This is a genomic window from Caloramator sp. CAR-1 (genome assembly GCF_030546345.1).
Taxonomy (GTDB): domain Bacteria; phylum Bacillota; class Clostridia; order Clostridiales; family Caloramatoraceae; genus Caloramator; species Caloramator australicus.
Map to the genome: position 1 here is coordinate 1 of NZ_JAUONW010000008.1, position 24,939 is coordinate 24,939.

25 protein-coding genes, 1 tRNA gene, 1 pseudogene, 2 riboswitches and 1 other annotated feature are annotated in these 24,939 nt (G+C 31.2%); of the genes and pseudogenes, 24 read left to right on the top strand and 3 right to left on the bottom strand.

Going from position 1 to position 24,939, the window contains the following annotated elements; all coding sequences use genetic code 11:
- Nucleotides 1-327: 327 nt before the first annotated feature.
- The gene (locus tag Q3V94_RS01835; protein ID WP_303524808.1) at nt 328-1,203 is read left to right on the top strand and encodes a YegS/Rv2252/BmrU family lipid kinase; all 876 of its coding nucleotides are present in this window, start codon (nt 328-330) and stop codon (nt 1,201-1,203) included.
- Here the strand turns inward: Q3V94_RS01835 and Q3V94_RS01840 are convergent.
- Both Q3V94_RS01840 and Q3V94_RS01845 read right to left on the bottom strand, forming a co-directional pair.
- On the bottom strand, nt 1,190-1,801 hold the full coding sequence (locus Q3V94_RS01840; protein WP_303524810.1) for a DedA family protein: 612 nt from the start codon (nt 1,799-1,801) through the stop codon (nt 1,190-1,192). The genes Q3V94_RS01835 and Q3V94_RS01840 overlap by 14 nt on opposite strands.
- Nucleotide 1,802: 1 nt before the next feature.
- Nucleotides 1,803-3,614, bottom strand: coding sequence for a YgiQ family radical SAM protein (locus tag Q3V94_RS01845; RefSeq protein ID WP_303524812.1), 1,812 nt, complete (start codon nt 3,612-3,614; stop codon nt 1,803-1,805).
- Between the two features lie 108 nt (nt 3,615-3,722).
- On the opposite strand from Q3V94_RS01845, the gene sleB reads away from it, so the two are divergent.
- The 3 genes from sleB (at nt 3,723) to epsC (ending at nt 6,278) form a co-directional block, all read left to right on the top strand.
- Nucleotides 3,723-4,385, top strand: coding sequence for a spore cortex-lytic enzyme (gene sleB / locus Q3V94_RS01850; RefSeq protein WP_303524814.1), 663 nt, complete (start codon nt 3,723-3,725; stop codon nt 4,383-4,385).
- Nucleotides 4,386-4,466: 81 nt separating this feature from the next.
- Nucleotides 4,467-4,701, top strand: a binding site (T-box leader).
- Between the two features lie 81 nt (nt 4,702-4,782).
- Complete coding sequence (gene cysK, locus Q3V94_RS01855; protein WP_303524816.1) at nt 4,783-5,697, top strand: cysteine synthase A; 915 nt, start codon at nt 4,783-4,785, stop codon at nt 5,695-5,697.
- A 5-nt stretch (nt 5,698-5,702) separates the two neighbouring features.
- The gene (epsC, locus tag Q3V94_RS01860) at nt 5,703-6,278 is read left to right on the top strand and encodes a serine O-acetyltransferase EpsC (protein ID WP_008909718.1); all 576 of its coding nucleotides are present in this window, start codon (nt 5,703-5,705) and stop codon (nt 6,276-6,278) included.
- A 21-nt stretch (nt 6,279-6,299) separates the two neighbouring features.
- On the opposite strand, the gene Q3V94_RS01865 is transcribed toward epsC, so the two are convergent.
- Complete coding sequence (locus tag Q3V94_RS01865) at nt 6,300-6,560, bottom strand: YkuS family protein (RefSeq protein ID WP_303524819.1); 261 nt, start codon at nt 6,558-6,560, stop codon at nt 6,300-6,302.
- A gap of 101 nt (nt 6,561-6,661) precedes the next feature.
- Between Q3V94_RS01865 and queG the strand changes: the two genes are divergently transcribed.
- From queG to Q3V94_RS01965, 20 genes and pseudogenes are all read left to right on the top strand, one after another.
- A complete protein-coding gene (queG, locus tag Q3V94_RS01870) occupies nt 6,662-7,657 on the top strand; it encodes a tRNA epoxyqueuosine(34) reductase QueG (protein WP_303524821.1) in 996 nt (331 codons plus the stop codon).
- Nucleotides 7,657-8,007 carry a phage holin family protein gene (locus tag Q3V94_RS01875; RefSeq protein WP_274767492.1) on the top strand — a complete coding sequence of 117 codons (351 nt, stop codon included), beginning with the start codon at nt 7,657-7,659 and terminating at the stop codon, nt 8,005-8,007. The genes queG and Q3V94_RS01875 overlap by 1 nt, the downstream gene beginning before the upstream one ends.
- A 40-nt stretch (nt 8,008-8,047) precedes the next feature.
- On the top strand, nt 8,048-8,746 hold the full coding sequence (locus Q3V94_RS01880; RefSeq protein WP_303524824.1) for a 1-acyl-sn-glycerol-3-phosphate acyltransferase: 699 nt from the start codon (nt 8,048-8,050) through the stop codon (nt 8,744-8,746).
- Nucleotides 8,743-9,021, top strand: coding sequence for a DUF503 domain-containing protein (locus Q3V94_RS01885; protein ID WP_008909713.1), 279 nt, complete (start codon nt 8,743-8,745; stop codon nt 9,019-9,021). The genes Q3V94_RS01880 and Q3V94_RS01885 overlap by 4 nt, the downstream gene beginning before the upstream one ends.
- A gap of 39 nt (nt 9,022-9,060) precedes the next feature.
- Nucleotides 9,061-10,254 carry a glycine C-acetyltransferase gene (locus Q3V94_RS01890; RefSeq protein WP_303524827.1) on the top strand — a complete coding sequence of 398 codons (1,194 nt, stop codon included), beginning with the start codon at nt 9,061-9,063 and terminating at the stop codon, nt 10,252-10,254.
- Between the two features lie 44 nt (nt 10,255-10,298).
- Complete coding sequence (nth, locus tag Q3V94_RS01895) at nt 10,299-10,925, top strand: endonuclease III (RefSeq protein ID WP_303524828.1); 627 nt, start codon at nt 10,299-10,301, stop codon at nt 10,923-10,925.
- Nucleotides 10,926-11,010: 85 nt separating this feature from the next.
- The gene (locus Q3V94_RS01900; protein WP_303524830.1) at nt 11,011-12,402 is read left to right on the top strand and encodes a VanW family protein; all 1,392 of its coding nucleotides are present in this window, start codon (nt 11,011-11,013) and stop codon (nt 12,400-12,402) included.
- A 23-nt stretch (nt 12,403-12,425) separates the two neighbouring features.
- A pseudogene (locus tag Q3V94_RS01905) lies at nt 12,426-12,557 on the top strand (zinc ribbon domain-containing protein); the annotation flags it as partial.
- Nucleotides 12,558-12,723: 166 nt separating this feature from the next.
- Nucleotides 12,724-12,808, top strand: a tRNA-Leu gene (locus Q3V94_RS01910).
- A 57-nt stretch (nt 12,809-12,865) separates the two neighbouring features.
- Nucleotides 12,866-13,798 (top strand): TRM11 family methyltransferase, encoded by a 933-nt coding sequence (locus tag Q3V94_RS01915; protein ID WP_303524832.1) that lies wholly within the window; start codon nt 12,866-12,868, stop codon nt 13,796-13,798.
- A gap of 29 nt (nt 13,799-13,827) precedes the next feature.
- A riboswitch (cobalamin riboswitch) is annotated at nt 13,828-14,001 on the top strand.
- 85 nt (nt 14,002-14,086) lie between these two features.
- On the top strand, nt 14,087-14,677 hold the full coding sequence (locus tag Q3V94_RS01920) for a DUF4430 domain-containing protein (protein WP_303524835.1): 591 nt from the start codon (nt 14,087-14,089) through the stop codon (nt 14,675-14,677).
- 15 nt (nt 14,678-14,692) lie between these two features.
- Nucleotides 14,693-16,537 carry a DUF4430 domain-containing protein gene (locus Q3V94_RS01925; RefSeq protein WP_303524836.1) on the top strand — a complete coding sequence of 615 codons (1,845 nt, stop codon included), beginning with the start codon at nt 14,693-14,695 and terminating at the stop codon, nt 16,535-16,537.
- A 41-nt stretch (nt 16,538-16,578) separates the two neighbouring features.
- A complete protein-coding gene (locus Q3V94_RS01930) occupies nt 16,579-17,460 on the top strand; it encodes an energy-coupling factor transporter transmembrane component T (RefSeq protein ID WP_303524838.1) in 882 nt (293 codons plus the stop codon).
- Entirely contained in the window at nt 17,441-19,069 is a 1,629-nt protein-coding gene (locus Q3V94_RS01935) for an ABC transporter ATP-binding protein (protein WP_303524839.1), read from the top strand. Before Q3V94_RS01930 ends, Q3V94_RS01935 begins: the two co-directional genes overlap by 20 nt.
- A gap of 10 nt (nt 19,070-19,079) precedes the next feature.
- Complete coding sequence (locus tag Q3V94_RS01940) at nt 19,080-19,760, top strand: ECF transporter S component (RefSeq protein WP_303524840.1); 681 nt, start codon at nt 19,080-19,082, stop codon at nt 19,758-19,760.
- A gap of 12 nt (nt 19,761-19,772) precedes the next feature.
- A complete protein-coding gene (locus Q3V94_RS01945; protein ID WP_008909703.1) occupies nt 19,773-20,588 on the top strand; it encodes a Cof-type HAD-IIB family hydrolase in 816 nt (271 codons plus the stop codon).
- Nucleotides 20,589-20,598: 10 nt separating this feature from the next.
- Nucleotides 20,599-21,741, top strand: coding sequence for a DUF362 domain-containing protein (locus tag Q3V94_RS01950; protein ID WP_303524841.1), 1,143 nt, complete (start codon nt 20,599-20,601; stop codon nt 21,739-21,741).
- A 141-nt stretch (nt 21,742-21,882) separates the two neighbouring features.
- On the top strand, nt 21,883-23,229 hold the full coding sequence (locus Q3V94_RS01955) for a radical SAM protein (protein ID WP_008909700.1): 1,347 nt from the start codon (nt 21,883-21,885) through the stop codon (nt 23,227-23,229).
- A 104-nt stretch (nt 23,230-23,333) separates the two neighbouring features.
- Nucleotides 23,334-23,801, top strand: coding sequence for a tRNA (uridine(34)/cytosine(34)/5-carboxymethylaminomethyluridine(34)-2'-O)-methyltransferase TrmL (gene trmL, locus Q3V94_RS01960; RefSeq protein WP_008909699.1), 468 nt, complete (start codon nt 23,334-23,336; stop codon nt 23,799-23,801).
- Nucleotides 23,802-23,815: 14 nt separating this feature from the next.
- A complete protein-coding gene (locus Q3V94_RS01965; RefSeq protein WP_008909698.1) occupies nt 23,816-24,658 on the top strand; it encodes a DegV family protein in 843 nt (280 codons plus the stop codon).
- A 128-nt stretch (nt 24,659-24,786) separates the two neighbouring features.
- A riboswitch (glycine riboswitch) is annotated at nt 24,787-24,883 on the top strand.
- The last annotated feature ends 56 nt before the right edge of the window (nt 24,884-24,939 follow it).

The following is a 24,939-nucleotide window of genomic DNA, read 5'->3' on the forward strand; positions in this document are numbered from 1 at the left end:
GTTTAAGGAAGATGAAAAAGCCTTCAAGGTAAGTAAGAAGAAAATAAAAGAAGCGATAAGAAAGATAAATAAATCTTCACGTGAAGTTATGAATAATATAACGATATTGAACATAGGGAAAGTAACGCCAATTTACAGGATATTAAAATCAATAAAATATGAAAATATAATTTAAGTTTTTTAAATTTAACAAACGCCTTGAAACTAGCTAATTTAAGGGGTTGTCTATAAAAATTAACCTACAATATCTTGACACTATCTAAAAAGGTTCCTGCTGTTGCAGGAACTCTTATTTTATAGTAAAATAAAAAAATTGGGGGGATTACAATGCAAAGAGCCTTCTTAATATACAATCCGTATTCAGGAAATAGATCCTTTAGATTAAAAATTGATCAGGTAGTTCACAAATTGCAATTAGGCGGATATATTGTTACACCATATAGAACCTTATCTATAGAAAATATTTATGAAGGAATAAAATTTACTAATGAACATGATATTATAATAGTTTCTGGAGGAGATGGCACTATAAATCATGTGATAAATGCAATGATACAACATAATATTAATAAGCCATTAGGTATAATTCCATCAGGAACGGCAAATGATTTTGCAAGTCATCTTGGAATAGGAAGAAAAATTACAGATGCCTGCGAAGCTATTGTAAGAGGCAATTTAACTAAGTTTGACCTTGGCAAAATTAATGACAGGTATTTTATAAATGTTGCAGCAGCAGGACTATTAACGGATGTTTCACAAAAAATAGATATTAACTTAAAAAATACATTAGGAAAGGTTGCATATTATTTAAAAGGAATTGAACAGCTTCCTAATTTCAGAGCTATTCCAATAAAGATAACTACAGAAGATAAAATTATTGAAGAAAAAATATTTTTGTTCGTAATATTAAACGGGTCATCTGCAGGAGGTTTTAAATTAGCTCCTGACGCAACTGCAAATGATGGGTATTTAAATTTGATTGCTGTAAAGCAATGTAATTTAGTTGAACTTTTAAATTTATTTATTAAGATGCTCAAAGGAGAACATCTAGATAGCAATAATATTATTTATTTAAGAGGCAAAAATTTTAAAATTGAGTGTTCAGATGATATAGAAACGGATATTGATGGAGAAAGAGGCCCTAATTTTCCTTTAGATGTTAGGGTTTCTGATAAAACAATAAGTATTTTTACTCCTTATTGATATACCGTTTTAAAAGGAAGTATAAAAGAGTAATTAAAATTATACCTAATAAAACATAACTGGTATATTCTTTTATAAGCGATTTTAAAAGGTCAATATTTTCACCTGCAATTCGACCAGCAATAAAAAGCATTGAGTTATGAATAATTGTTGCAATTCCAATAGATATAACAGAATATTTAATGTCTATTTTAAATAGGCCTGAAGCAATTATTACTATAGAATTTATCCCAGGGATAAATTTACTTATAACTATAAAAAAAGGTCCTATTTTTTTATACCATTTTTCAAAATTTTCAAGTTGCCTTAGATTAAAAAATCTTTGAAAGTAAAGGGAATTTTCAATTAAGGCTGAAAAATTATAGCTAAGATATAATAATAAAGAACTACTTAAAAAGGTTGAAAGAATTATTAAAGATAGAACCACGCCTCCTTTGGTTATTTTTAAATAAGATAAATAGCCCAAAAGGGCTATTATAGTGTCTCCAGGATAAGGAGGGAAAAAAACTTGAAAAAAGCTATTAATAATGGCGTAAATATATGCTATTTGAGGATTATTCTTTAAAATTAAAAGAATATCCCATATGTTTATTTTCATGTCATTTTCTCTCCTTTTTCTTTGGCGGAATCAAACACTTTTTGTCATATCCTATAAGATCAGTTCGTTTTGCCTTAATAAGGGCTTTATAAACCAAATCATAATTTTTAGGGTCCCTAAATTGTAAAAGGGCTCTTTGCATTTTCTTTTCTTCAGGATCTTTAGGAACATAAACCTTTTCACCGGTTAAGGGATTAACCCCAGTATAGTAAATTGTTGTTGATAAACTACCGGGTGTAGGGTAAAAATCCTGAACTTGTTCTGGATTATATCCCATGTCCCTAATATATTCTGCAAGCTCTATTGCAGCCTTTAAATCGCTTCCAGGATGGCTTGACATTAAGTAAGGAACCAAGTATTGCTTTAGGCCGAATTTTTTATTATATTCAAAGTATTTCTTTACAAATTTATCATAGACTTTTTTTGAAGGTTTTCCCATAACCTTTAAAACTTTATCGCACACATGTTCAGGAGCAACTTTAAGTTGCCCACTAATATGATTTTTTATCAATTCAGTTAAAAACTTATCACTTTTATCAAGAAGAACATAATCATACCTGATGCCTGATCTAATAAAAACTTTTTTAACCTTGGGTAAGTTTCTTACTTGGCGAAGAATATCAAGATATTCTTCATGGCTAACTTCAAGATTAGGGCAAGGGGTAGGATGCAAGCATTGCCTAGTTTTACATATTCCTCGTTCCAATTGAGCTTTGCAGGAAGGATTCCTAAAGTTAGCCGTTGGCCCTCCTATATCATGAATATAACCTTTGAAGTTTGGCATGTTTGTCAGCTTTTTAGCCTCATCTATGATCGATTCCCTGCTTCTTTTTTGAATTATTCTTCCCTGGTGAAAATGCAGTGCACAAAAAGAACAACCGCCATAGCATCCCCTATGGGATACTACACTAAATTCTACTTCCTTTAAAGCAGGAACACCACCATATTTTTTGTATATAGGATGATATGTTCTTTTATATGGTAAAGAATAAATAAAATCCATTTCTTCTACTGTTAATGGTTTAGCAGGAGGATTTTGAACAAGGTAGACATTACCATGTTTTTGAACTAATGTTTTTCCCTTTATAGGATCCTGTTCTAAGTATTGAATCTTAAAAGCCGCTGCGTATTTTAACTTATCCTTTGCCACTTCTTCATAACTTGGAATTTCAATATAATTTATAAGCTTTGAAATGTCCTTTGTTATATAGCATGTTCCATTAATATCATTAAGGTCAGTAATTTTTTTACCATAGGATATTAGATTAGCTATCTCTATAATTTGCTTTTCCCCCATACCATAAACTAAAAGATCTGCACTGCTATCTAATAAAATTGATCGTCTAACTTTATCATCCCAATAATCATAATGAGCAAAACGTCTAAGACTTGCCTCAATACCCCCGATTATTATAGGAACATCTTTAAAAATTTCTCTTATTTTATTGCAATAAACTATAACTGCTCTATCTGGTCTAAGATTGCCTTTACCACCTGGTGAATATGCATCTTCACTGCGTCTTTTTTTATTTACTGTATAGTGGTTTACCATAGAATCTATATTACCTGATGAAACTAAAAAAGCAATTTTAGGCTTACCGAGTTTAATAAAATCTTCAGCTGTTTTCCAGTTTGGCTGTGATATTATTCCAACTTTAAATCCTAAACTTTCTAAAAGTCTAGTTACTATTGCATGGCCAAAGGAAGGATGATCAACATAAGCATCACCTGTTACGAATATAAAATCAAGCTCATCCCAACCTCTTTTTTTCATATCTTCTTTAGTAATGGGTAAAAAGTCCAAGAGCATCACCTCAATAAATTCTTTACTGAATAATAATATATTATTTTAATTTGAAATAGTCAAATAAAAAGGTATTAAATCTTTAATTTAACAAAAAATATAATGGGAGGTGTTGCTGTGAAAAAAATTGTATTTGTGACATGGTTTATTATTACTGTTATTTTATTTTCTATAATTTATATTAATATAATTAATGCAGCTACATATAGTTGGGGATCAAGAGGTGAAACCGTTATTGAAATACAAAGAAGACTTAAAAATTGGGGTTATTATAAGGGTAACGTTGATGGAATTTATGGATATCTTACTTATACTGCAGTAAAGGAGTTTCAAAGGAAAAACGGTCTTTATCCTGATGGGATTGTGGGACCTAAAACCTTGGCAGCATTAGGAATTAATGTAGGCAGTGCCCAAAGGGGATACAACGGTTCACAAAATCAAGAGTTATTATCAAGACTTATTTCAGGTGAAGCAAGGGGAGAGCCTTATGTAGGCCAGGTTGCTGTTGGGGGAGTTGTAATGAATAGAGTTAGAGATCCAAGATTTCCATCAACAATACCAGGAGTTATTTATCAGCCAGGTGCATTTACTGCAGTAGATGATGGACAGATTAATCTTCCTGCGGTTGATAGCGCCAAAAAAGCTGCAGTAGATGCTCTCAATGGTTGGGATCCATCAGGGGGAGCGCTATTTTATTACAATCCTGAGAAAACAACTAATAAATGGATATGGTCAAGACCTGTAATAAAGGTAATAGGTAAGCATGTTTTTTGTAAGTGATAGTTAACAAATATTTAACATTAGATTGTTGACAAGGTTAATTAAAAATCATATAATAAAATCAGAGTAAATTAATCGGAATTAAACGCTGTGATCAGGGAAAGTAGGCTATATGGAGTGGCCAGAGAGGGGCTCCTTGGCTGGAAGAGTCCTACACAAAAGTATAGCTGAAGTGCACCTGTGAGCGTTAGGCTGAAATTCAGTAGGCTGAGACGGGTCCACCCGTTATAGTGGGACGGCATGATGGTGCCGGATAGAGATGGGATTATTGTCCCAATCAGAGTGGAACCGCGGAGATTAAGCCTTCGCCTCTGAACAAGAGGTGAAGGCTTTTTTATATAGTTTTTTAATTTTCCTGTGCACAGGGAAAAAATAAATATAATTGGAGGGAGAATATATGATTTTTAACAACATTTATGAATTGATTGGAAACACACCAATGATTAAATTAAATAGATTGACTGATGAAGGAATGGCTGAGGTGCTAGTGAAATTAGAGTCCTTTAATCCGGGATCAAGTGTTAAGGACAGAATAGCTTTATCTATGATTGAAAAAGCAGAGGAGATGGAATTAATAAAACCTGGAGACACAATTATTGAACCGACAAGCGGAAACACAGGTATAGGACTTGCAATGGTTGGTGCTGCAAAAGGGTATAAAGTTATTTTAGTTATGCCAGAAACTATGAGTATTGAAAGAAGAAAACTCATGAAGGCCTATGGTGCTGAGCTTGTTTTAACTGATGGTAAAAAGGGTATGAGGGGTGCTGTTGAGGAAGCTGATAGATTAGCAAAGGAAAATGGATATTTTATGCCGCAGCAATTTAAGAATATAGCCAATCCTCAAATTCACATGAAAACAACAGCACAAGAAATACTAAAGCAAACGGAAGGTAAAATAGATATGTTTATTGCCGGTGTTGGAACAGGAGGAACCATAACTGGGGTAGGTAGAATTTTAAAAAGAGAAATTCCTAATATAAAGATTGTTGCTGTAGAACCTAAAGATTCTCCAGTTCTATCTGGAGGTCAACCAGGCCCTCATAAAATTCAAGGTATAGGCGCAGGGTTTATCCCTGACATTCTTGATAAAGATGTAATCGATGAAGTTATAACTGTTACAGCAGAACAAGCTTTTCAAACATCAAGAAAATTAGCAAAAAAAGAAGGGATATTAGTTGGAATATCATCTGGCGCAGCAATTTTTGTTGCATTAAGTAAGGCAATGGACTTAGGAAAGGGAAAAAGGATAGTTACAGTAGCACCTGATACAGGTGAAAGGTATTTATCAACAGACCTTTTTGAGGAGTGATTAGTATGTTTAAAATGATTATTGAAGAGGCAAAAAATATATTAAAGAAGGATCCGGCTGCGAAAAGTCTTTTGGAAGTTATTCTTTTATATCCGGGGTTACACGCATTAATTTATCATAGAATTGCCCATTGGTTTTATGTCAGAAAACACTTTGTGATAGCAAGATGGATATCTCAATTTGCAAGGCATAGAACGGGTATAGAAATACATCCAGGTGCTAAAATAGGCAAAGGTCTTTTTATAGATCACGGGATGGGAGTTGTTATAGGAGAAACGGCCGAGATAGGGAACAATGTAACTATTTTTCACGGTGTAACCCTTGGTGGAACAGGAAAGGAAAAGAACGTTAAACGTCATCCGACCGTTGGAGATAATGTGGTAATTGGAGCAGGAGCTAAGATATTAGGACCGATAAAAATAGGGAATAATGCTAAAATTGGTGCCAATTCAGTTGTTCTAAAGGATGTCCCTCCCTATGGGACAGTGGTTGGAATCCCAGGTAAAGTAGTTAAAATAGATTATGAATCGATAAAGGATAAAGAAAATTTAAATAATGTTATATATGGATTATGGATTTAAAACCCAGGTTTCACCTGGGTTTTAAAATTCTAATTTGGTAACGCGATTATATATGTCTTGTGCTGTCATGCCAGTTGCATCGATAACAGGGGCTTTACTTTCAGCATCTTGAATGCCAAGAAAATCCTTATTTCCTCCTGCTACGATTATTGCATCATAGTTATTATTCCCTTTAATGTTATAAATTTGAGGACCATCAAATATGTCAACTTTATATCCTTGGCTTTCAAAGTATTGTCTTACGTTTTGCAGATTTCTTTCAACGGCTACCTTTCTTCTCATTGTTATCCCTCCATATTATTTTCTATTTATTATTGTGGAATTTTAAAAAACAATTTATACTAATAATAAGTCCTAAAAGTTTAAAACCCTGGGGTGAAATGATGATAAAGGAAAAAATAATAAATTATGCAAAACATATTGGCATTGAATACATTGGGTTTTCAAGTATAAATTTTAAGGATGAGTTTGTTAATAGATTAAGAGAAAAAAGGTTAAATGGACATTTGTCAGGGTTTGAGGAGGAAGATGAATATAAAAGAATAGATGTAAAGAATATTATGGAAAATGCTAAATCCTTTATATCAATAGCTGTTCCCTATAGAACGATGGAGATCGATTATAATAAACCATTTTTTTCAAAATCATCATTGGGATTAGATTATCATAAAGTTTTATATAATAAATTAAATAAAATACAAATATATTTAAAAGAAGAGTTTAATGCTAATTCCTTCTACTTTTGTGATATAGGGCCCTTACATGATAGAGAAATTGCATATATGAGTGGAATAGGGTTTTACGGAAAAAACACAAATATATACACTGAGAAATATGGTTCCTTCGTCTTTTTAGGGGAGTTGGTTACAGACATTTATATTGAACCTGACATTCCAATTAAATCGAAATGTGGTGATTGTGAGATTTGCATGAAGGCCTGTCCAACAGGAGCAATTGAAAGACCTTATTATGTAAATTCTAAAAAATGTTTATCCTATATTACCCAGAAAAAAGATGGACTAACTTATGAAGAAATGGCCAAAATGGGCAATAGAATTTATGGATGTGATACCTGTCAGGATGTTTGCCCCTTAAATAAAAATGTATTTTATTCGAACATAAAGGATTTTATGCCTGAAGAGTGGAATATAAATGTAGTAGCAGAAGACTTTTTAAATATGTCAAATAAAAGGTTTAAAGAAACATATCAAAAAACTTCTGGTGGCTGGAGAGGCAAAAAAATACTACAAAGAAACCTTATTATTGCCTTAGCTAATAGTAGAACTAATGAAGGTCAAGCTAAAATAAAATCTTTAATTAACGATGATTATTTTTCATATTATGTAGAATATTATTTAAAAAGGATGGGGGGATATTAGTGTCAAAGAGAGATGACAAAGGTTTTTTAGCTAAGACATTAATAAACGCAACGGCTATTTATTTAACTGCAAATTTAGTTGAAGGCATACACATAAACAGCTTTGGGACTGCAATTGTTGCAGCAATTGTTTTGGGATTAGCAAATGCTTTAATAAAACCTGTTTTGTTAATTTTATCTTTACCTATTAACGTTGTTACTTTAGGACTTTTTACCTTAGTAATTAACGGTATATTATTAATGCTGGTTTCTATGTTTACAACAGGTTTTATTGTAAGCGGCCTTGGCTCTGCAATAATAGGTTATATCGTTATTAGCATCTTATCCTTCTTAATAAATGTTATATTGTAATTATTAGACTAAAGAAGAATTATTACGAAGGGATGATATAATGTTAAAAGACATTTTAGGCAAGGTTTTATTTGCTTTACCTGAAAGTATTTATAAACCTATTTGTAAAAAAATTGTTGACTATACTCTAAACAAATATGCTCATATTGAAGTTAAAAATTATGAAAATCTCGCTAGTTTAAAATCACCAGTCATTTTTATAGCGAATCATTTAAGCAATTCTGATGGACTTATATTAAATAAAGTATTAAAGGATTTTGATCCTTATTTTGTTGCTGGAGTTAAGCTACAGTCTAAAGCATTAAGTAGAATAGGTATTGAAGCGGTAAACACTATTACAATCCATCCAAATTCAGCTGATATTGAGGCGATTAAAAAAAGTATAAATGTTATTAAAGAAGGACATTCTCTGATGATATTTCCTGAAGGAACACGTTCAAGAACTGGAAAAATGATAGAAGGTAAAAAAGGAATTATTTTAATTTCACGAAGGTGTAATGTTCCAATAGTTCCGATTGGACTTTATGGAACAGAAAAGCTTATGCCTATTAATGACGATGATATGGGGAAGGAAAGATTTTTTAAGGCTGATGTTACTGTAAATATAGGAAAAGCTTTTAGCTTACCAGAAAAAATTGAAGGAATGAATAAAGAAGAATATGATAATTATTGTTTAAATTATTTAATGAAAAAGATAGCTGAACTATTACCAGATGAGTATAGGGGAGTTTATAAATGATAGTTGGAATTGCAAATATTAAATTAAAATTTTTTACACCACATTCTTTAAAGGAAAAAAGACAAATAGTAAAGAGCTTAATATCCAAAATAATGCAGCACAATGCTTCGGTAGCAGAAGTTGGAGAAAATGATAAATGGCAACTATGCGAATTGGGTATTGCAACTGTAGGCAGCGATAAGAAAGTAGTAGATGCAACTTTAAATTCAATTTTTAGACAAATTGAGCAGGATGGAAGGGCAGAAATAATAGACATTAATATAGAAATATTGTAAAATAAATCTAGGATATGAATATAATTTGGAGGTGTAAAAATGGGTAGCAAAACTCTACATGATTTTTTAGTTAAAAATTTGGAGGAATTAAAGGCTCAGGGGGTTTATAGGAAACTTCCTGTTGTTACAGGCCCAACAGGCCCTAAGTGTATTATCAATGGAAAGGAAGTAATAAATTTATCTTCTAACAATTACTTAGGTTTTGCAAATGATCCAAGATTAATAGAAGCTGCAATCAAGGCTACTGAAAAATATGGTGCAGGAGCTGGCGCAGTAAGAACGATTGTAGGAACTTTAGATATTCATGAAGAACTTGAAGAAAAACTTGCAAAATTCAAAAAAACTGAAGGAGTTATAGTATTTCAATCAGGATTTAACTGCAATATGGGAACAGTTAGTGCTCTAATGACAAAAGAGGATGCAATTCTATCCGACGAACTAAATCACGCAAGCATTATAGATGGTTGTAGATTATCAGGAGCTAAAATTCTAAGATATAAACATAACGATATGGATGATTTAAGAAAAACTTTAAAGGAAGCCTATGAAAGTGGCCAGTATAAGAAATTTATGATTGTAACTGACGGAGTATTCTCTATGGATGGAGATATAGCAAGGCTACCTGAAATAGTTGAAATCGCTGAAGAATTTGATGCCTTTGTTTATGTAGATGATGCTCATGCTTCAGGTGTATTAGGAAAGAATGGTAGCGGTTCTATTTCACACTTTGGGTTATATGGAAGGGTTGATGTTCAGGTTGGAACTTTATCAAAGGCGATAGGAGTTGTTGGCGGATACGTTGCAGGATCAAAGGAATTAATTGATTGGTTAAAACATAGAGGAAGACCATTCCTTTTCTCAACTGCAATGACTCCAGGGGCAGCAGCTGCTGCATTAAAAGCAATCGAAATTTTATCAGAAAGCAGTGAGCTTGTTGATAGACTTTGGGATAATGCAAAATACTTTAAAGAAAAGCTTTCTGCATTAGGATTTGACTTAGGAAAGAGCGAGACACCAATTACACCAGTAATAATTGGTGATGAAGCAAAGGCAATGCAATTTAGCGATGAATTATTTAAAGAAGGACTTTTTGCTCAAGGTATTGCTTATCCTACAGTTCCAAGAGGAAAAGCAAGGGTTAGAAATATTGTTACTGCAGCACATACTAAGGATATGCTCGATGAAGCAGTTGCTATTTATGAAAAGGTAGGAAAGAGAATGGGTATAATATAAAAGGGCTTTAAGCCCTTTTTATATTATTATTTAGGGGTGAAAATATGAATAATTCTTTGGATATAATTAAAATATTAGAACAGGAATATGGAAATTTGGGATGTGCTTTGAATTATACAACACCCTACGAACTTCTAATAGCTACAATACTATCGGCACAAACTACTGATGAAACTGTTAATAAAGCTACAGCTGAGCTTTTTAAGGATTATAATAAACCCCATGATATTGCAAAATTAACTCCACAGGAATTAGAAGGTTATATAAAAATATGTGGACTTTATAAGACAAAGGCAAAAAATATTATTGAAGCTAGTAAAATTATAGTTGAACAGTTTAATGGAAATGTTCCCAATAAAATGGAAGATTTAATAAAACTGCCTGGGGTTGGGAGAAAAACTGCTAATGTTGTCCTTTCAAATGCCTTTGGGAAGGATGCAATTGCTGTTGATACACATGTGTTTAGAGTAGCAAACAGATTAGGCCTTGCAAATGCTAAAGATGTTTTGCAGACGGAAAAACAACTAATGGAGAATATCCCAAAGAGTTATTGGTCTAGAGCACACCATTGGCTTATCTGGCATGGAAGAAAAATTTGCACTGCTAGGAACCCTAAATGTGACTTGTGTAAATTAAGAGATTTTTGTAAATATTTCGCAGAAAATAAATAAAAAATATATTTTTAATTTAGAAGGAAAATTATCTTTTTTGTAGAATAAACTAATTTAGCTTAAAAATTTCTTAGGAGGATCTTTTATGAATAAAGGCGCTAAGGCAGCACTTATTGTATTTATCTTGATTTTAATTTCTGTTCCAGCTGTGTCGGCTTTTTTAAAAACAAGTGCTAATAACAATAAAATATTTAAAGGCATTTATATTAACAATGAAAATGTTGGTGAAATGACAAAGGAGGAAGCAATAGGTCTTTTAGATGAAAAATTTAATAAGCCATTACAAGAAAAAACTATTAAATTTACTTATCAAGATAGGATATTCAAAACAACCTTTAAGGATTTAAATGTAAGATATAATATCGAAGAAGCTGTGGATAAGGCTTTATTAATTGGAAAAGAAGGTAATATTTTTAGACAAACTATCGAAAGAATCAAATTGTTAAATTCAAGTGTAAATATTACATTAGATTTAAGTTATGATAAAACTAACGTAGACAAAATTGTTCAAAAGATTTCCCGAGAAATAAATAAGCCCTTTAAAGATGCAACAATTAAGTTAGTAGGTCAGAATTTTGTTATTACAAAAGAAGAAAATGGCATTAAAGTTGATGAAGAAAATTTAAAAAGCCTCATAGTAGATGCTATTCAAAATAAAGAAAACAAAGAAATTCATATTCCAACTTTAAAAGTTCAAGCTAAGATAAAATCTTCAGATTTAGAAAAAATAAAAGAAAAGATATCAGTTTTTTCAACAAAATTCAATCCTTCAGATGTTAATAGAACTGGTAATTTAAAAATAGCTGCTCAAAGTTTGGACGGCACTGTGGTTATGCCTGGCGAAATTTTTTCAATGAATAAGGTTTTAGGCCCAAGGGTAGCTTCAAAAGGATACAAAGAAGCTCCAGTGATAATAAATGGGACATTGGTTCCTGGACTTGCAGGTGGTATATGTCAGGTTACTACAACAGTTTACAATGCAGCATTATTAGCTAATTTCGATATAATTGAGAGACGCCCCCATGGGCTTAAAGTTTCCTATGTTCCTCCAGGGCGCGATGCTACTATTTCAGGCACTTCAATAGATTTTAAGTTTAAGAATACCAGTAATGCACCTATATATATAAAGGCATGGGTATCTAACTCTTATGTAAATGTAATTTTTTATGGGGCTAATGAAAACCCAAATATAAAAGTAGTAATAGAAAGTGAAATAATAGAAAGAATTCCAACAACTACAGAATATATAAAAGATCCAACATTGCCTGAGGGCCAAAAGATAGTTGAAGCAAAGCCAATCGATGGGGTAAAGTCTGTAACTTATAGAAAAATATATAAAGATGGTATTTTAATAAAAAAAGAGTTGTTATCTAAGGATTACTATAAGCCAGCAAAGGGGAAGGTTAGAATTGGAACAAAAAAAGTCATATCCCAAAATACTTTAGAGGAGAAAGTAGAAGATGTAATTGATTTTTAGATGGAATAATGTGCTGTTTAACAAGAAATGAAGAAGTAAAAGACTTAAACGTAAGGGAGTGGGAATGTCCAATATGTAGGACAGTCCACGATAGAGATGTAAATGCAAGTAAAAATATATTAAAAGAAGGAAAGAGGATATTAGGTATAGCATAAGTAAAAACAGTAGGGTAGGGACTACCCGAATTAACGCCTGTGGAGATAGTAGGTTACGAGGTCGATGAAGCAGGAATCCCGCGACTTTAGTCGTGGGAGGTTCAATCACAATGATTAAATATATAGACAATTAAAATAAATGATGATAGAATTTTATTAGAAATATGCGGGCGTGGCGGAACTGGCAGACGCACTAGATTCAGGATCTAGGGCCTTTGAGCGTATGGGTTCAAGTCCCTTCGCCCGCACCACATTATCCACCTTTAAGGTGGATTTGTTTTTATAAATAATTTAGGGTTGGTGAAGATATGTATTTTTACTATGTTAACTTTCCGGATGGAGAAAAGGAACTTTGCAAAATGGAAATTAGACATCTTTTTGGAATAGATTTAAAGGAAAAATATTTTTTTTATGAAGATTATGTAGATGTAAATAGAAGTCCCTATGTTAAATATAGTATTAAAATTGATGCTGAGGATTGTGACATCAAAAACTTAGCTGAAAAAATTAAAACTATGGAGCTAAGTTATGATAATTATAAGGTTCAATATATAAGTTTATTTGAAAGAATGGATTTAAATAAAAAGCATTTTGTCGAAAGCATTATTGGTAGTGCTATTAAAGGCAAAGTAGCTATTCATGATCCCTTAATTAAAGTCGGCGTTATAGATTTTGAGAATAAATGGATAGTAGGACAATTGCTTAGAAATGAAGGTGTTTGGCATATACATGATAAAAAACCAGTTCAATATTGTAATTCTTTAACTTCAAGGGTTTCAAGAGCATTGGTTAATATAGCAGTTGGCAAAAATCTAAATTTAAAAGTAGTTGATCCCTGTTGCGGAATTGGGACAGTGGTTTTAGAGGCATTGTCGATGGGAATAGATATTAAAGGCTATGATATAAATTATAAAGTTGTAAAGGGAGCAAGAGAAAATCTTAATTTCTTTAATTATCCTGTTGCTATAAAAAGAAGTGATATTAAAGATATAAATGAACATTTTGACGCAGCTATAGTTGATCTACCGTATGGTGTCTTATCGGTAACTACTAAAAAAATACAAGAGGATATAATTAAACATACTGCAAGATTAGCAAAAAGAGCAGTATTTGTAACTTTAGAGGATATGAAGGATTCTATTGAAAAATATAATTTTAAGATATTAGATAAGTGTCAACTAAGAAAGGCAAAATTTATAAGATTTATAACGCTAGCAGAATTAAATGAATATTGTTATTAATTGTATCTAGTGATATAATTAATACTATAAAACTTAATAAATATACAGGTGCCCTACAAGGGTTAAAAGGGAAAGCGGTGAAAATCCGCTGCAGCCCCCGCTACTGTAAGTGGGTATGAAACCTGAAAAGTCACCTGATTGGGAAGGCCAGGGAGTAAGATGATCCACGAGCCAGGAAACCTGCCTGTATATTAGGAGCAAAACCTTCGGAGGGAAGGGAAAGCTTATGTTAATAAGCCCTTTCCGGGCTTTTTTGTTTTCCCTCTGATGAAGAAAGGGGGTGAATTTATGAAAAAGCTGTTAAGTATAATTTTAATCCTTTTATTATTTATATCATGTGCTAGTGTAAAAAGTCAAAATATTGATACCTCAAAACAAAATATTAGTTCAACATCAATACAACAAAGCAATGAGAAGTTAAATGTAGCTAACAAAGACCCTAATAACTTACCTGTTAAAGAATTTAACAAAAGCAGCAAAGAAACTCAGGATACAAAAAAAGAATTACAAGCTACTACTAAAAAAGTTCAAAATAAGGAGATCAATATTAGACTGATTATATCAAAAGAAAATGGTAATGAAATAATATTTGATAAAACGGTAAAAACCTTATCATCCAAAAACGCTCTACAAATATTAAAAGAAAATGCAAAGGTGTATGAAGTTGGAGGTTTTATTAAGGAAATCAATGGGATTGCCTCCATTCCTCAAAATGAACTTACACAAGAAGATATTCAAAAAGGTATTTTAGGCTACGACTGGTTCATTTATTTGAATGGCAAAAAAACAAAGGTGGGCGCAAAGGATATCATCTTAAAAGATGGGAATATATTAAATTTTGATTATAAGGGATGGACTATAAAAGATTTAACACCGTAAAAGGGGGATTTTAAAGTGAAAAATTTAGGAAAGAGATTATTAAGCTTATTATTGATTATAGTTTTTATGATATCTTTAAACTTCAATGCGCTTGCAAGTTCTAAAAGTAACTTTAACAATGCCAAGACTGCTCTAAATTCTTCTTTGAAATACCTACTAACAAAAACAAAAACAAAAGGCATACAAGACTGGGATGCAATTGCACTTGCAATGGCAGGATACAAATTAGATAACATCAAATTTAACGGTAAAAGATATATCGATTTAAAAAGCAGCGATATATTAAAAGAGCTCTCATATAATTGGACAACAAGCTATGCAAAACATATTTTAACTATAACTGCCTCAGGATATGATCCTAGAAATTTTAATGGAATAGATTTAGTTGAAATTTTAAAATCCTCACAACTTTCTAATGGCAAATTTAAGGATATGATCAATGGAACAAACGAAAATTTTTTAAATGGTCATATATGGAGCATTATTGCTTTAGAAACTATAAAGGAGAGCTACAATAGGAGCGCTGCAATTTCATATTTGGAAAAAAATCAAAATAAGGACGGAGGATTTCCATTAGTCATTTCAGGAAAAAGCGATTTAGATATTACTGCAATGGCTATCACAGCATTGACAATGGCAGGCAGAAATAAAAATTCAGCATCTGTTAATAAGGCTTTAAACTATTTAAAAAATAACTTAAAGAAATTGCCTAAAGAGCAACAAACTGCAGAAACGATTGCGTGGATCCTTCAGGCGGCTGTATCATCAGGGGATGATTTGTCAAAATATATCATTAACAATAGAAACATAATAAATGAATTGCTGTTATACAAGGATAAGACTGGTGGTTTTAAACATATTAAAAGTGGGAAAGTCGATGATATAGCTACAAATCAAGTTGTAAGAAGTTTATTAAGCTATGTAAATAAGAAAAATGCATATAAAAATATTATTTGTATGAGGGGTAATTACTATAAGGCTATAAATAGAGAAGAAAGTTCTAGCTTTAATATTCTATATTCTTCTTATTTTAAGGATGTTAAACAACTTGATTTAATTGTAAAATCTAACTATTACGATGAAGCAAATATTTTATTAAATGGTGAAAAGAATTTACTTATTGCTAAAAGCAACAACGGCATAATTAAATTTTCTAAGAATTTTAATTTAAATAATTTAAACTATAGGTTAATATTAAAGAAGGACGGTAAAGTGTTAAAAGTTGTTTTAGGAAATTTTGAACCGGTAGAAAAAAGTTTCACAACAAAAGTTAGAGTTGAGGCACCCGATAAAACCATACTTGATGCTAAAGTAAGAACTGGTAATAAAATAGTTTATGACCTTCAAGGGAAAAGCTATGTCACAGAAAAGCCATCTGCCTATGCTGCTTTAGTTAGGGCATTAATAGAAAACAATATTAGTTTTAGTGTAAATTATGATTATGGGGCACCATTTATAAATGAAATAGCAGAAATAAAAAGTGGATCCTTTGGCGGATGGGATGGCTGGATGTATATGGTAAATTATGCTGAACCAAATTCAGGAATGGCGGATTATGAAATAAAAGATAATGATAATATATTAGTTTATTATGGAGATTGGGGAATAAAACCACTAAGTATAGAAATTCTTGGCGATATAAAATTAAACTCACAAGTCCAAGTCAAAGTGACATCGAATGGTAGTGCTGTAAAGGATGCTATAGTTTGCTTTGGAGAAAATAGGATTAACACAAATGAGGAGGGAATAGCAACTATAGTTTTAGATCAAGCAGGGATATATAAAGTTTATGCAGAAAAAAATATCGACGGTAAGCCGATGTATATTAGAAGTGAAAGCAAATATATTGAAATTAAATGATGGGTGGTTTTTCCACCCATCTTATTTAAAAGGTGATAACTATGTTGAATTTTTCAAGGGATAAATTCATTCAAAGATTTAATACATTAACAAATATAATTTTAATTTTGACTTATATTATAGCATTTCTTATGATAAATAATATTTTAATTTTGGCGATTATTTTAATTTCACTAATTTTACTTGCTAAAGTTAACGAGATACATAAAGAAGTTTTTGCTTTTTTTAGGTTTTCAGTTTTTATTGCACTTATAATTATTATTTTTAATTTATTGATAAACAAGAATGGAGAGACACAGATATTTATTATCGGGGACTTTTACATAACTTTAGAATCTTTTTATTATTCCTTGTTTATGGCATCAAGACTTATTGCAATAATGATGACATTTGCTTTTGGAAATTTAATAATAAATCCAGATGATGCCTTTAGTATCATATCAAAAATATTTGGTAAATCTTCACTGGTCATGAGCCTAGTGTATAGACTGAGCTTTAGTTTAATAAATCAAATAAATAATATTAAAGAAATTGAGTTTATTAGGGGAAATACATTTGAAGGAAATCTTTATAAACGAATAAAATCCTATGGTGAAGTAGTAAATATTTTGTTTTTATCTTCCCTTGAGGACTCGATAGAATTGGCAGAGGCGATGTATTCAAGAGGATATGGTTCAACAAAAAGAAGTAGTTTTAAAAATCAAAATTTCAATTTTAGAGATTATGTTATAATTTTAATGTGCACTATTTCAATTGGATTCTTAATAGGGCAGTTAATATTAGGTTTAAATTCTTTTAAATTTTTTCCCCAAATCGATAGTCCTTTAAAAAAAATTACAGTATATGAAATAATAATTTTATTTGTTTTTTATTCAATAGTATTTGTAAATTGGTGGTGGATTAATGGAAATGATAAAAATTAAGGATCTTACTTATTATTATCCCGAAACTTCAAGACCGGCCCTTGAAAATATAAATTTGACTATAAATGAAGGGGATTTTGTATTGATTGTAGGGCCTTCAGGATGTGGTAAGTCAACGATATTAAGAACAATAAATGGGCTTATTCCAAATTTTTATGGGGGGAAGATTAAGGGGCAAGTCCTTGTAAAAAATAAGAATATAAAAGATATATCAAAAAAAGAGCTATTTGAAACTGTTGGATTCATTTTTCAAGATCCAGAGAAACAAAGCGTTTATAACACGATAGAAAGAGAAATAGCTTTTGGAATGGAAAATTTGAATATGGACATAACACGCATGAAAAAAAATATAGCAGAGGTTAGTAACCTATTTAATTTGGACTTTATAAAGGAAAAATCAATAAATAATATTTCAGGTGGGGAAAGGCAAAAGGTAGAAATAGCTTCAGTAGTAGCCATGGATCCAGAGGTGATTTTATTAGACGAACCAACATCTCAACTTGATCCAATTTCTGCTGATGAAATTTTAAATGCTATAAACAAATTAAATAAGGATATGGGTAAGACAATAATTTTAGTTGAACAAAGGCTGGATAAAAGCTTTGATATGGCTGACAAAATATTGATTATGCAAGATGGAAGAATAATTAATGAGATTGGCAAAGATGAAATTAATATTTATATAGAGAAAATTAATTTTTTGCCTAAAGTGTCGATTATTTTTAAAGAAGCTGGTTTTAAAGCTGTTCCGTTAAATATAAAAGAAGCCAAAAAAATAATAGCTAATAAAAATGTCCCTAATAAAAGAGACAGTAATATAAAAAGTTTTAAAGATGAAATTTTAAAGGTAGAGGATTTATATTTTGAGTATAGTCCAAATAGACCTATCCTAAAAAATATAAATTTTAATCTACATAAAGGTGAAGTATTAGGTATAATGGGGCATAATGGAGCAGGGAAAACAACTTTATCAAAAATATTAGTTGGGTTAATAAAGAAATTTAAAGGTAAAATCATTTTAAATGGTAAGGAAATAGAAAGATTAAATGATGTTGAAAGAGTAAAAAGCATCGGATACTTGGCCCAAAATCCAACACTTTATTTTGGCAGAGATACAGTGTTTGATGAAGCTTCTTATAGTTTGAGAAATATTGGTGACTTTGATAGGGAAAAAGTAATAGAATTATTGAAAAAATTTGATTTATATGGAATAATGGATAAAAATCCTCGGGATTTAAGCGGAGGGCAGAAGCAAAGGCTTGCTATAGCATGCACTGTTGTAACAAAACCGGATATTTTAATCTTAGATGAACCAACCAGAGGAATAGATATTTATCATAAAATAGAAATAGGAAATTTTATAAAGGAATATGCCTCTTTAGGTAAATCAGTTATAATAATAACCCATGACAGTGATTTTGTTGGTGATTTTTGCGATTCAACTATGATAATGCACCAAGGTGAAATTGTTGCTCATGGGAAAACCTTAGATATACTTTGCGATGCTATATATTATTCTCCACAGATTTCAAGAATTTTTAAAGATAAAATAAAAGTCGTTAATTCAAAGGAAGGCATAGAAATACTAAAAAGGATAACTAATTATTGATGGTGATAATATGAAAAAGTTAATAAATGGACTATTTTTTGTTATTTTTATAGCTTTAATTATAATTTTGACTTATTTTAATATCGGTTTAAATTCTATGATAACAATATCGGCTGTTTTAATTATTATTTACTTTTTCTTATTGTTTGAATTTAAGGGCATAGATTCAAAAAAATTAGCAGTAATATCAACTATGGCTGCAATGGGAGGTGTTTTTAGAATTCCCTTTGCGGGTGTTCCTAATGTTCAACCTACTACTTTTATTGTGGCAGTGTCGGGCTATACTTTAGGTTCCGTTGAGGGATTTATTGTAGGTGTATTATCTGCTTTTATATCAAACTTTTTTTTAGGGCATGGTCCATGGACTTTATGGCAAATGCTTGGATGGGGGTTGTGCGGAGTATTTTTTGGAGTTTTAAGAAAACTTATAAGTAACTACAACATAGTAATATTTACGATTTTTTGTGGCTTGTGGGGGTTTATTTATGGAATAATATTGGATATGTGGTTTGTTGTGGGGTTTATTCGCCCATTAACCATTAATGCGGTTTTACTTGGTGTAGCAAGCAGCTTAGTATTTGATTCTATGCATGCTATTGGCAACATAATATTTAGCATATTATTTTCAAATAAATTTGTTAAAATATTAGATAGATTCATTAAAAGATTCGAGGTGGAATATATTGACTGAGGAGGCAATAAAATGAGATATAAGATGATTGCAATGGATATGGATGGGACATTGTTAAATAGTAATAAGGAGATAACAGAACGCACTAAGATGGCTTTAAAAAAGGCTGACCAAAAAGGTATTAAGCTTGTAGTATGCACAGGAAGAATTTTTACTTCGGCTTTATTTTATGCAAAGCTAATTGGGACTAAAGCTCCTATTATTGCTTCAAATGGTGCCTATATTAGAGAAAAGGATGAAGATAGAATTATATATAAAAAATGCTTACAAAAGGAAAAGGCAAAGGAAATAATTAAGCTTGCAGAAAATGAAGGATTTATTCCTCATGTCTTTACTGAAGATACCATTTACTCTACAAAATTAATTTATTCATCAAAAAATTATACCTTATGGAATCAGCAAATTCCGGAGAATGAAAGGGTTAAAGTTGAAATAGTTAAAGATTTATATGATGTAATCCAAGAAAATGACATTCTTAAAATCGTTGTTATGTCAGATGAATTGGATAAACTTTTTAAACTTAAAGAACATATAAAAAACAACATGGATGTTTCTGTTTTTTCTTCTTTTGATAATAATTTTGAAATTATGGCGGAGAACACATCAAAGGGTAATGCTGTTAAAATACTAGCTGATTATTATAATTTAAAAAGCGATGAAGTAATCTGTATTGGTGATAATGAAAACGATATATCAATGGTAGAATACGCAGGGCTTGGGATTGCTATGGGTAATGCAACCGAAGAATTAAAGAATATTGCAGATTTGATAATAGATTCTAATGACAATGATGGTATAGCAAAATTTATTGAAAATTATATATTATAAGGGGGTCATTATGGAAAAGGTATTTTTATCAAAGTGTGAAAATTATAATAGAGAAGAGGTTTATAGTGCAATTGATAAAATTTTTGATATGGCTGGTGGGATAGGCAAAGTTGTAAATAAAAATGATAAAGTTTTTTTAAAGATTAATCTTGTTATGAAAAAACATCCAGATGATGCCGCAACAACCCATCCTATGGTAGTTGAAGCTGTGGCAAAAAAATTAGTGGATTATGGCTGCGATGTTATAATCGGGGATAGTCCAGGAGGACCATATAACGAAAAGGTTTTGAAATCCCTTTATAAAGTTTGTGGCATTGAAGAGGCAGCTAAAAATTCCGGTTCAAAATTAAATTATGACTGCCGAACAGAAGATTTTTTAACTCCTGAAAATTGTATGATAAAAAAATTAAACATGATTAAACCACCCTTTGAATGCGATAAAATTATAACCATTTCGAAGTTAAAAACTCATGGGATGGCATTATATACAGGTGCTGTAAAAGTTTTATTTGGGATGATACCCGGAATTTATAAAGCAGAATATCATTTAAAAATGCCAGATATAAAAGACTTTTCAAATTTGCTTGTAGATATTTGTGAGACAGTAAAGCCTCATTTTTCTATAATCGATGGTATTGTTGGAATGGAGGGGGATGGACCAACTGCAGGAGTGCCTAAAAAAACTGGTCTTATATTGGCATCCTTTAATCCATATTATTTAGATGTTGCTGGTTCTTATGTTATGGGAATAAATCCTGAAGATGTTCCGACAGTTCAAAGGGCTATTGAAAGGAATTTATGCACAGGGAGGATAGATGACATAGAATTTGAAGGTGAAAATATAAATAATTTTATATTAAAATATAAGCTCCCAAATACAAAAAGCGTTAACTTTTTTAGAGGAAGAGTTCCTAAAAGAGTTGAGGAATTCTTAACCTATTATCTTTCACCAAGACCAGTTTTTCAATATGATGTTTGTATAGGATGCAACAGATGCCATGATGTGTGCCCACCAAAGTCCATTAAAATGGTGAATAACAAACCACATGTTGATTATAAAACCTGTATAAGATGTTTTTGTTGCCATGAGTTATGCCCTCAGAAGGCAGTAAAAATCCATAGAAATAAGATAATTAGTAGATTTTTAAAATAGCACAATTAGTTGTGCTATTTTTTATGTTAATTTAACTGCTAAAAAAATACAATTTTAACAAATAGGTGTATAATTAAATATGGAATTTTTTTTAATCATTTGTAATAAGTATTTAATAGTAAGGGAAAAGGGGGTTTTACAATGAATTTGGCTAAGACAAGATTAGGAGAGGCAGCAATAAAGGAAGTTGTAAAGTATGTTTTGAAAGAACCTGAGAAGAATCTTCCTAAGCTAATCAATTGGGCAGAAAAGATAGTAATAAGGGAACAGGATAAAAAATATATAGCATCCATAAAAAAATATCTTGATGACAAAGATAGCAATTGGTATAAGTATACTTACAAGCTCTTAACAGAGACGCATCCTAATGTTAGAGAAAAAATCGGTATAAATTACTTTTTAAATGCAACTTTCTTTGGCATTCCTATGCAGCTTGAAAATGAGAAGAAATATGATTGTAACATTCCATGGGCTATTTTGATGGATCCAACGTCAGCATGTAATCTTAATTGTATAGGATGCTGGGCTGGAATGTATAAAACATGGAACTTAGACTTTGAAACTCTTGATAGAATTGTAACTGAAGGAAAACAGCTTGGAATCTATATGTATATTTTCTCAGGTGGAGAACCTTTAATTAGAAAGAATGATATAATAAAATTATGTGAAAAGCACGATGATTGTGCATTTTTATCCTTTACAAATGGAACATTAATAGATGAAGAATTTGCTAAGGAAATGCAAAGGGTAGGAAACTTTGCAGTAGCCTTTAGTATAGAGGGTTTTGAAGAAGAAACTGATATGAGACGTGGAAAGGGAACTTTTAAAGCAGTTATGAAGGCAATGGATATATTAAAAGAAGCAGGTTGTGTTTTTGGCTTCTCTACTACTTATCACAGATACAATACGGAAGCTGTTGCATCACAAGAATATATAGATCTTATGATTGAAAAGGGTTGTAGATTCGGCTGGTATTTTACTTATGTCCCTGTTGGAAAAGACAGTGATGTTAACTTTATGGCAACTCCTGAGCAAAGAAAATATATGTATAAAAGAATTAATGAAATAAGAGCAAAGGATCCTATTTTTGTTCTGGATTTTTGGAATGACGGCGAATTTTCACGAGGGTGTATAGCAGGTGGAAGAAGGTATTTCCATATCAATGCAAATGGAGATTGTGAACCGTGTGCTTTTATCCATTATTCAAATATGAATATAAAAGAACACTCACTTTTGGAAGTGTTACAATCTCCTTTATTTAAGGCATATAGAAAGAGACAGCCATTTAATGAAAATCAATTAAGGCCCTGTCCGTTAATTGATAATCCAGAAGCCTTAAAGGAAATGGTTCATGAAACTAATGCATATTCAACACAATTAAACGATGATGAAACAGTAGATGAGTTATCGGAAAAGCTAATGTATTATGCAAATGAATGGGCAAGGGTTGCAGAGGAAATTTGGAATGAAAAGCATATTATTAAATAATTATTTGGCATCCGCTATGGATGCCTTTTATTTATGATAACTCTGCTTGAATAAATTTTAAATGATTGTTAAAATAAGATTAAAAGAATTCAGGAGGGATAATATTGAATTTAAATATAGTTTTATATCAGCCTGAGATTCCTCAGAATACAGGCAATATTGGAAGAACTTGTGTTTTAACAAATTCTTCACTTCATTTAATAAAACCATTAGGATTTCTGCTTACAGATAAATACTTAAAAAGAGCCGGAATGGATTATTGGAAAGATTTAGATGTGCATTATTATGAAAGTTTTGAAGAATTCTATGAAAAACATAAAGGTAAAAGAATGTTTTTATCGACAACCCGAGGGAAAAAATTATATACTGATGTTCAATATAATGTAGGAGATTTTATTATTTTTGGAAGGGAATCCTCAGGTGTTCCTGATTACATAAGGGATCTTTTAAAGGAAAACCTTATAAGGATCCCAATGGTTGAGACTACCGATAGATCCTTGAACTTGTCAAATTCAGCAGCTATTATCATGTTCGAAGCGTTAAGGCAAATTGGCTTTCCAAATATGAAATAAACAAGGAGGTTTCTATGGAAAATATAGTAATTGTAACAGATAGCACAGCAGACCTTTCTAAGGATATAATTGAAAAACATGGAGTTGTAGTTGCCCCTTTAACTGTAACTTACAAAGGTATGTCTTATAAAGATGGAGTGGATTTATCCATCGATGAGTTAATAAGCTTTTTAGATGAATCTGATGAATTGCCTAAAACATCCCAAGTTAACCCAAAGGAATTTTACGATGTATATAAAAAATTAATTGATGAAGGAAAAGAAATCATTTCAATTCATTTGTCCTCTGGTGTTAGTGGAACTTTTCAATCAGCAAATATAGCAAAAGAAATGTTAAATACGGATAAGATTCACATTATCGATTCAAAGGTTGTAAGTTTTGGAACAGGACTTTTAGTTCTTTTAGCTATTGAATTATTAAAACAAGGCAAAGCTATAAAAGAAGTTGTGGATACTTTGAAGGAATATAGCAAAAAAGTAAGAGTAGCCTTTGCTGTTGATGATCTTGAATATATTAAAAAAGGTGGGAGATTATCTGGTGCTCAGGCAACAATTGCAAAAATATTAAATATTAAACCTATAATCCATATGGAGGATGGTAAATTATATGTATATGATAAAGTTAGGGGACTAAAGAGGGCTATAGAAAGACTTACAGAATATTTAGAAGAAATGGATGTTGATACTTCTAAGCCTATAGCTGTTGGAACGGTTTCATATTTTGAAGAAAGAGAACAATTAGGAACGATGGTAAAAGAAAGATACAATATTGAAAAGATACTTAATTTTATAGCAGGGACTGTTATAGCTACTTACTCAGGACCGGGTGTTGTTGGAATATGCTTTTTCAGTAAATAGTAATTTTTCTTGTAATATTTACAAAAATTTGCAGGAAATTATTTAAATTTATTAATAATATTGAAAAAAACAATAGCAATTTATGTTAATATGTAATATAATATAATTGAAAGTTAAATAATGTCTGGATGAAGCAAGTAGGAGAGACCCTGATGGGCGCCGAAGGGGTAAGTTAGGTTAGCCGAACCTAATGATACTCTCAGGCAAAAGAACTATTTGCTGACAGAACTCTGGGCAAGCAGAGGATGTAATGGCAAACATTGCATCCTCTTTTTATTTAA

Excerpts from the sequence above, each read along its gene's own strand:
- Q3V94_RS01835 (WP_303524808.1), top strand. The coding sequence starts at position 328 with ATGCAAAGAGCCTTCTTAATATACAATCCGTATTCAGGAAATAGATCC.
- Q3V94_RS01840 (WP_303524810.1), bottom strand. The coding sequence starts at position 1,801 with ATGAAAATAAACATATGGGATATTCTTTTAATTTTAAAGAATAATCCT.
- cysK (WP_303524816.1), top strand. The coding sequence starts at position 4,783 with ATGATTTTTAACAACATTTATGAATTGATTGGAAACACACCAATGATT.
- epsC (WP_008909718.1), top strand. The coding sequence starts at position 5,703 with ATGTTTAAAATGATTATTGAAGAGGCAAAAAATATATTAAAGAAGGAT.
- Q3V94_RS01865 (WP_303524819.1), bottom strand. The coding sequence starts at position 6,560 with ATGAGAAGAAAGGTAGCCGTTGAAAGAAATCTGCAAAACGTAAGACAA.
- queG (WP_303524821.1), top strand. The coding sequence starts at position 6,662 with ATGATAAAGGAAAAAATAATAAATTATGCAAAACATATTGGCATTGAA.
- Q3V94_RS01880 (WP_303524824.1), top strand. The coding sequence starts at position 8,048 with ATGTTAAAAGACATTTTAGGCAAGGTTTTATTTGCTTTACCTGAAAGT.
- Q3V94_RS01885 (WP_008909713.1), top strand. The coding sequence starts at position 8,743 with ATGATAGTTGGAATTGCAAATATTAAATTAAAATTTTTTACACCACAT.
- Q3V94_RS01890 (WP_303524827.1), top strand. The coding sequence starts at position 9,061 with ATGGGTAGCAAAACTCTACATGATTTTTTAGTTAAAAATTTGGAGGAA.
- nth (WP_303524828.1), top strand. The coding sequence starts at position 10,299 with ATGAATAATTCTTTGGATATAATTAAAATATTAGAACAGGAATATGGA.
- Q3V94_RS01900 (WP_303524830.1), top strand. The coding sequence starts at position 11,011 with ATGAATAAAGGCGCTAAGGCAGCACTTATTGTATTTATCTTGATTTTA.
- Q3V94_RS01915 (WP_303524832.1), top strand. The coding sequence starts at position 12,866 with ATGTATTTTTACTATGTTAACTTTCCGGATGGAGAAAAGGAACTTTGC.
- Q3V94_RS01920 (WP_303524835.1), top strand. The coding sequence starts at position 14,087 with ATGAAAAAGCTGTTAAGTATAATTTTAATCCTTTTATTATTTATATCA.
- Q3V94_RS01930 (WP_303524838.1), top strand. The coding sequence starts at position 16,579 with ATGTTGAATTTTTCAAGGGATAAATTCATTCAAAGATTTAATACATTA.
- Q3V94_RS01935 (WP_303524839.1), top strand. The coding sequence starts at position 17,441 with ATGGAAATGATAAAAATTAAGGATCTTACTTATTATTATCCCGAAACT.
- Q3V94_RS01940 (WP_303524840.1), top strand. The coding sequence starts at position 19,080 with ATGAAAAAGTTAATAAATGGACTATTTTTTGTTATTTTTATAGCTTTA.
- Q3V94_RS01945 (WP_008909703.1), top strand. The coding sequence starts at position 19,773 with ATGAGATATAAGATGATTGCAATGGATATGGATGGGACATTGTTAAAT.
- Q3V94_RS01950 (WP_303524841.1), top strand. The coding sequence starts at position 20,599 with ATGGAAAAGGTATTTTTATCAAAGTGTGAAAATTATAATAGAGAAGAG.
- Q3V94_RS01955 (WP_008909700.1), top strand. The coding sequence starts at position 21,883 with ATGAATTTGGCTAAGACAAGATTAGGAGAGGCAGCAATAAAGGAAGTT.
- Q3V94_RS01965 (WP_008909698.1), top strand. The coding sequence starts at position 23,816 with ATGGAAAATATAGTAATTGTAACAGATAGCACAGCAGACCTTTCTAAG.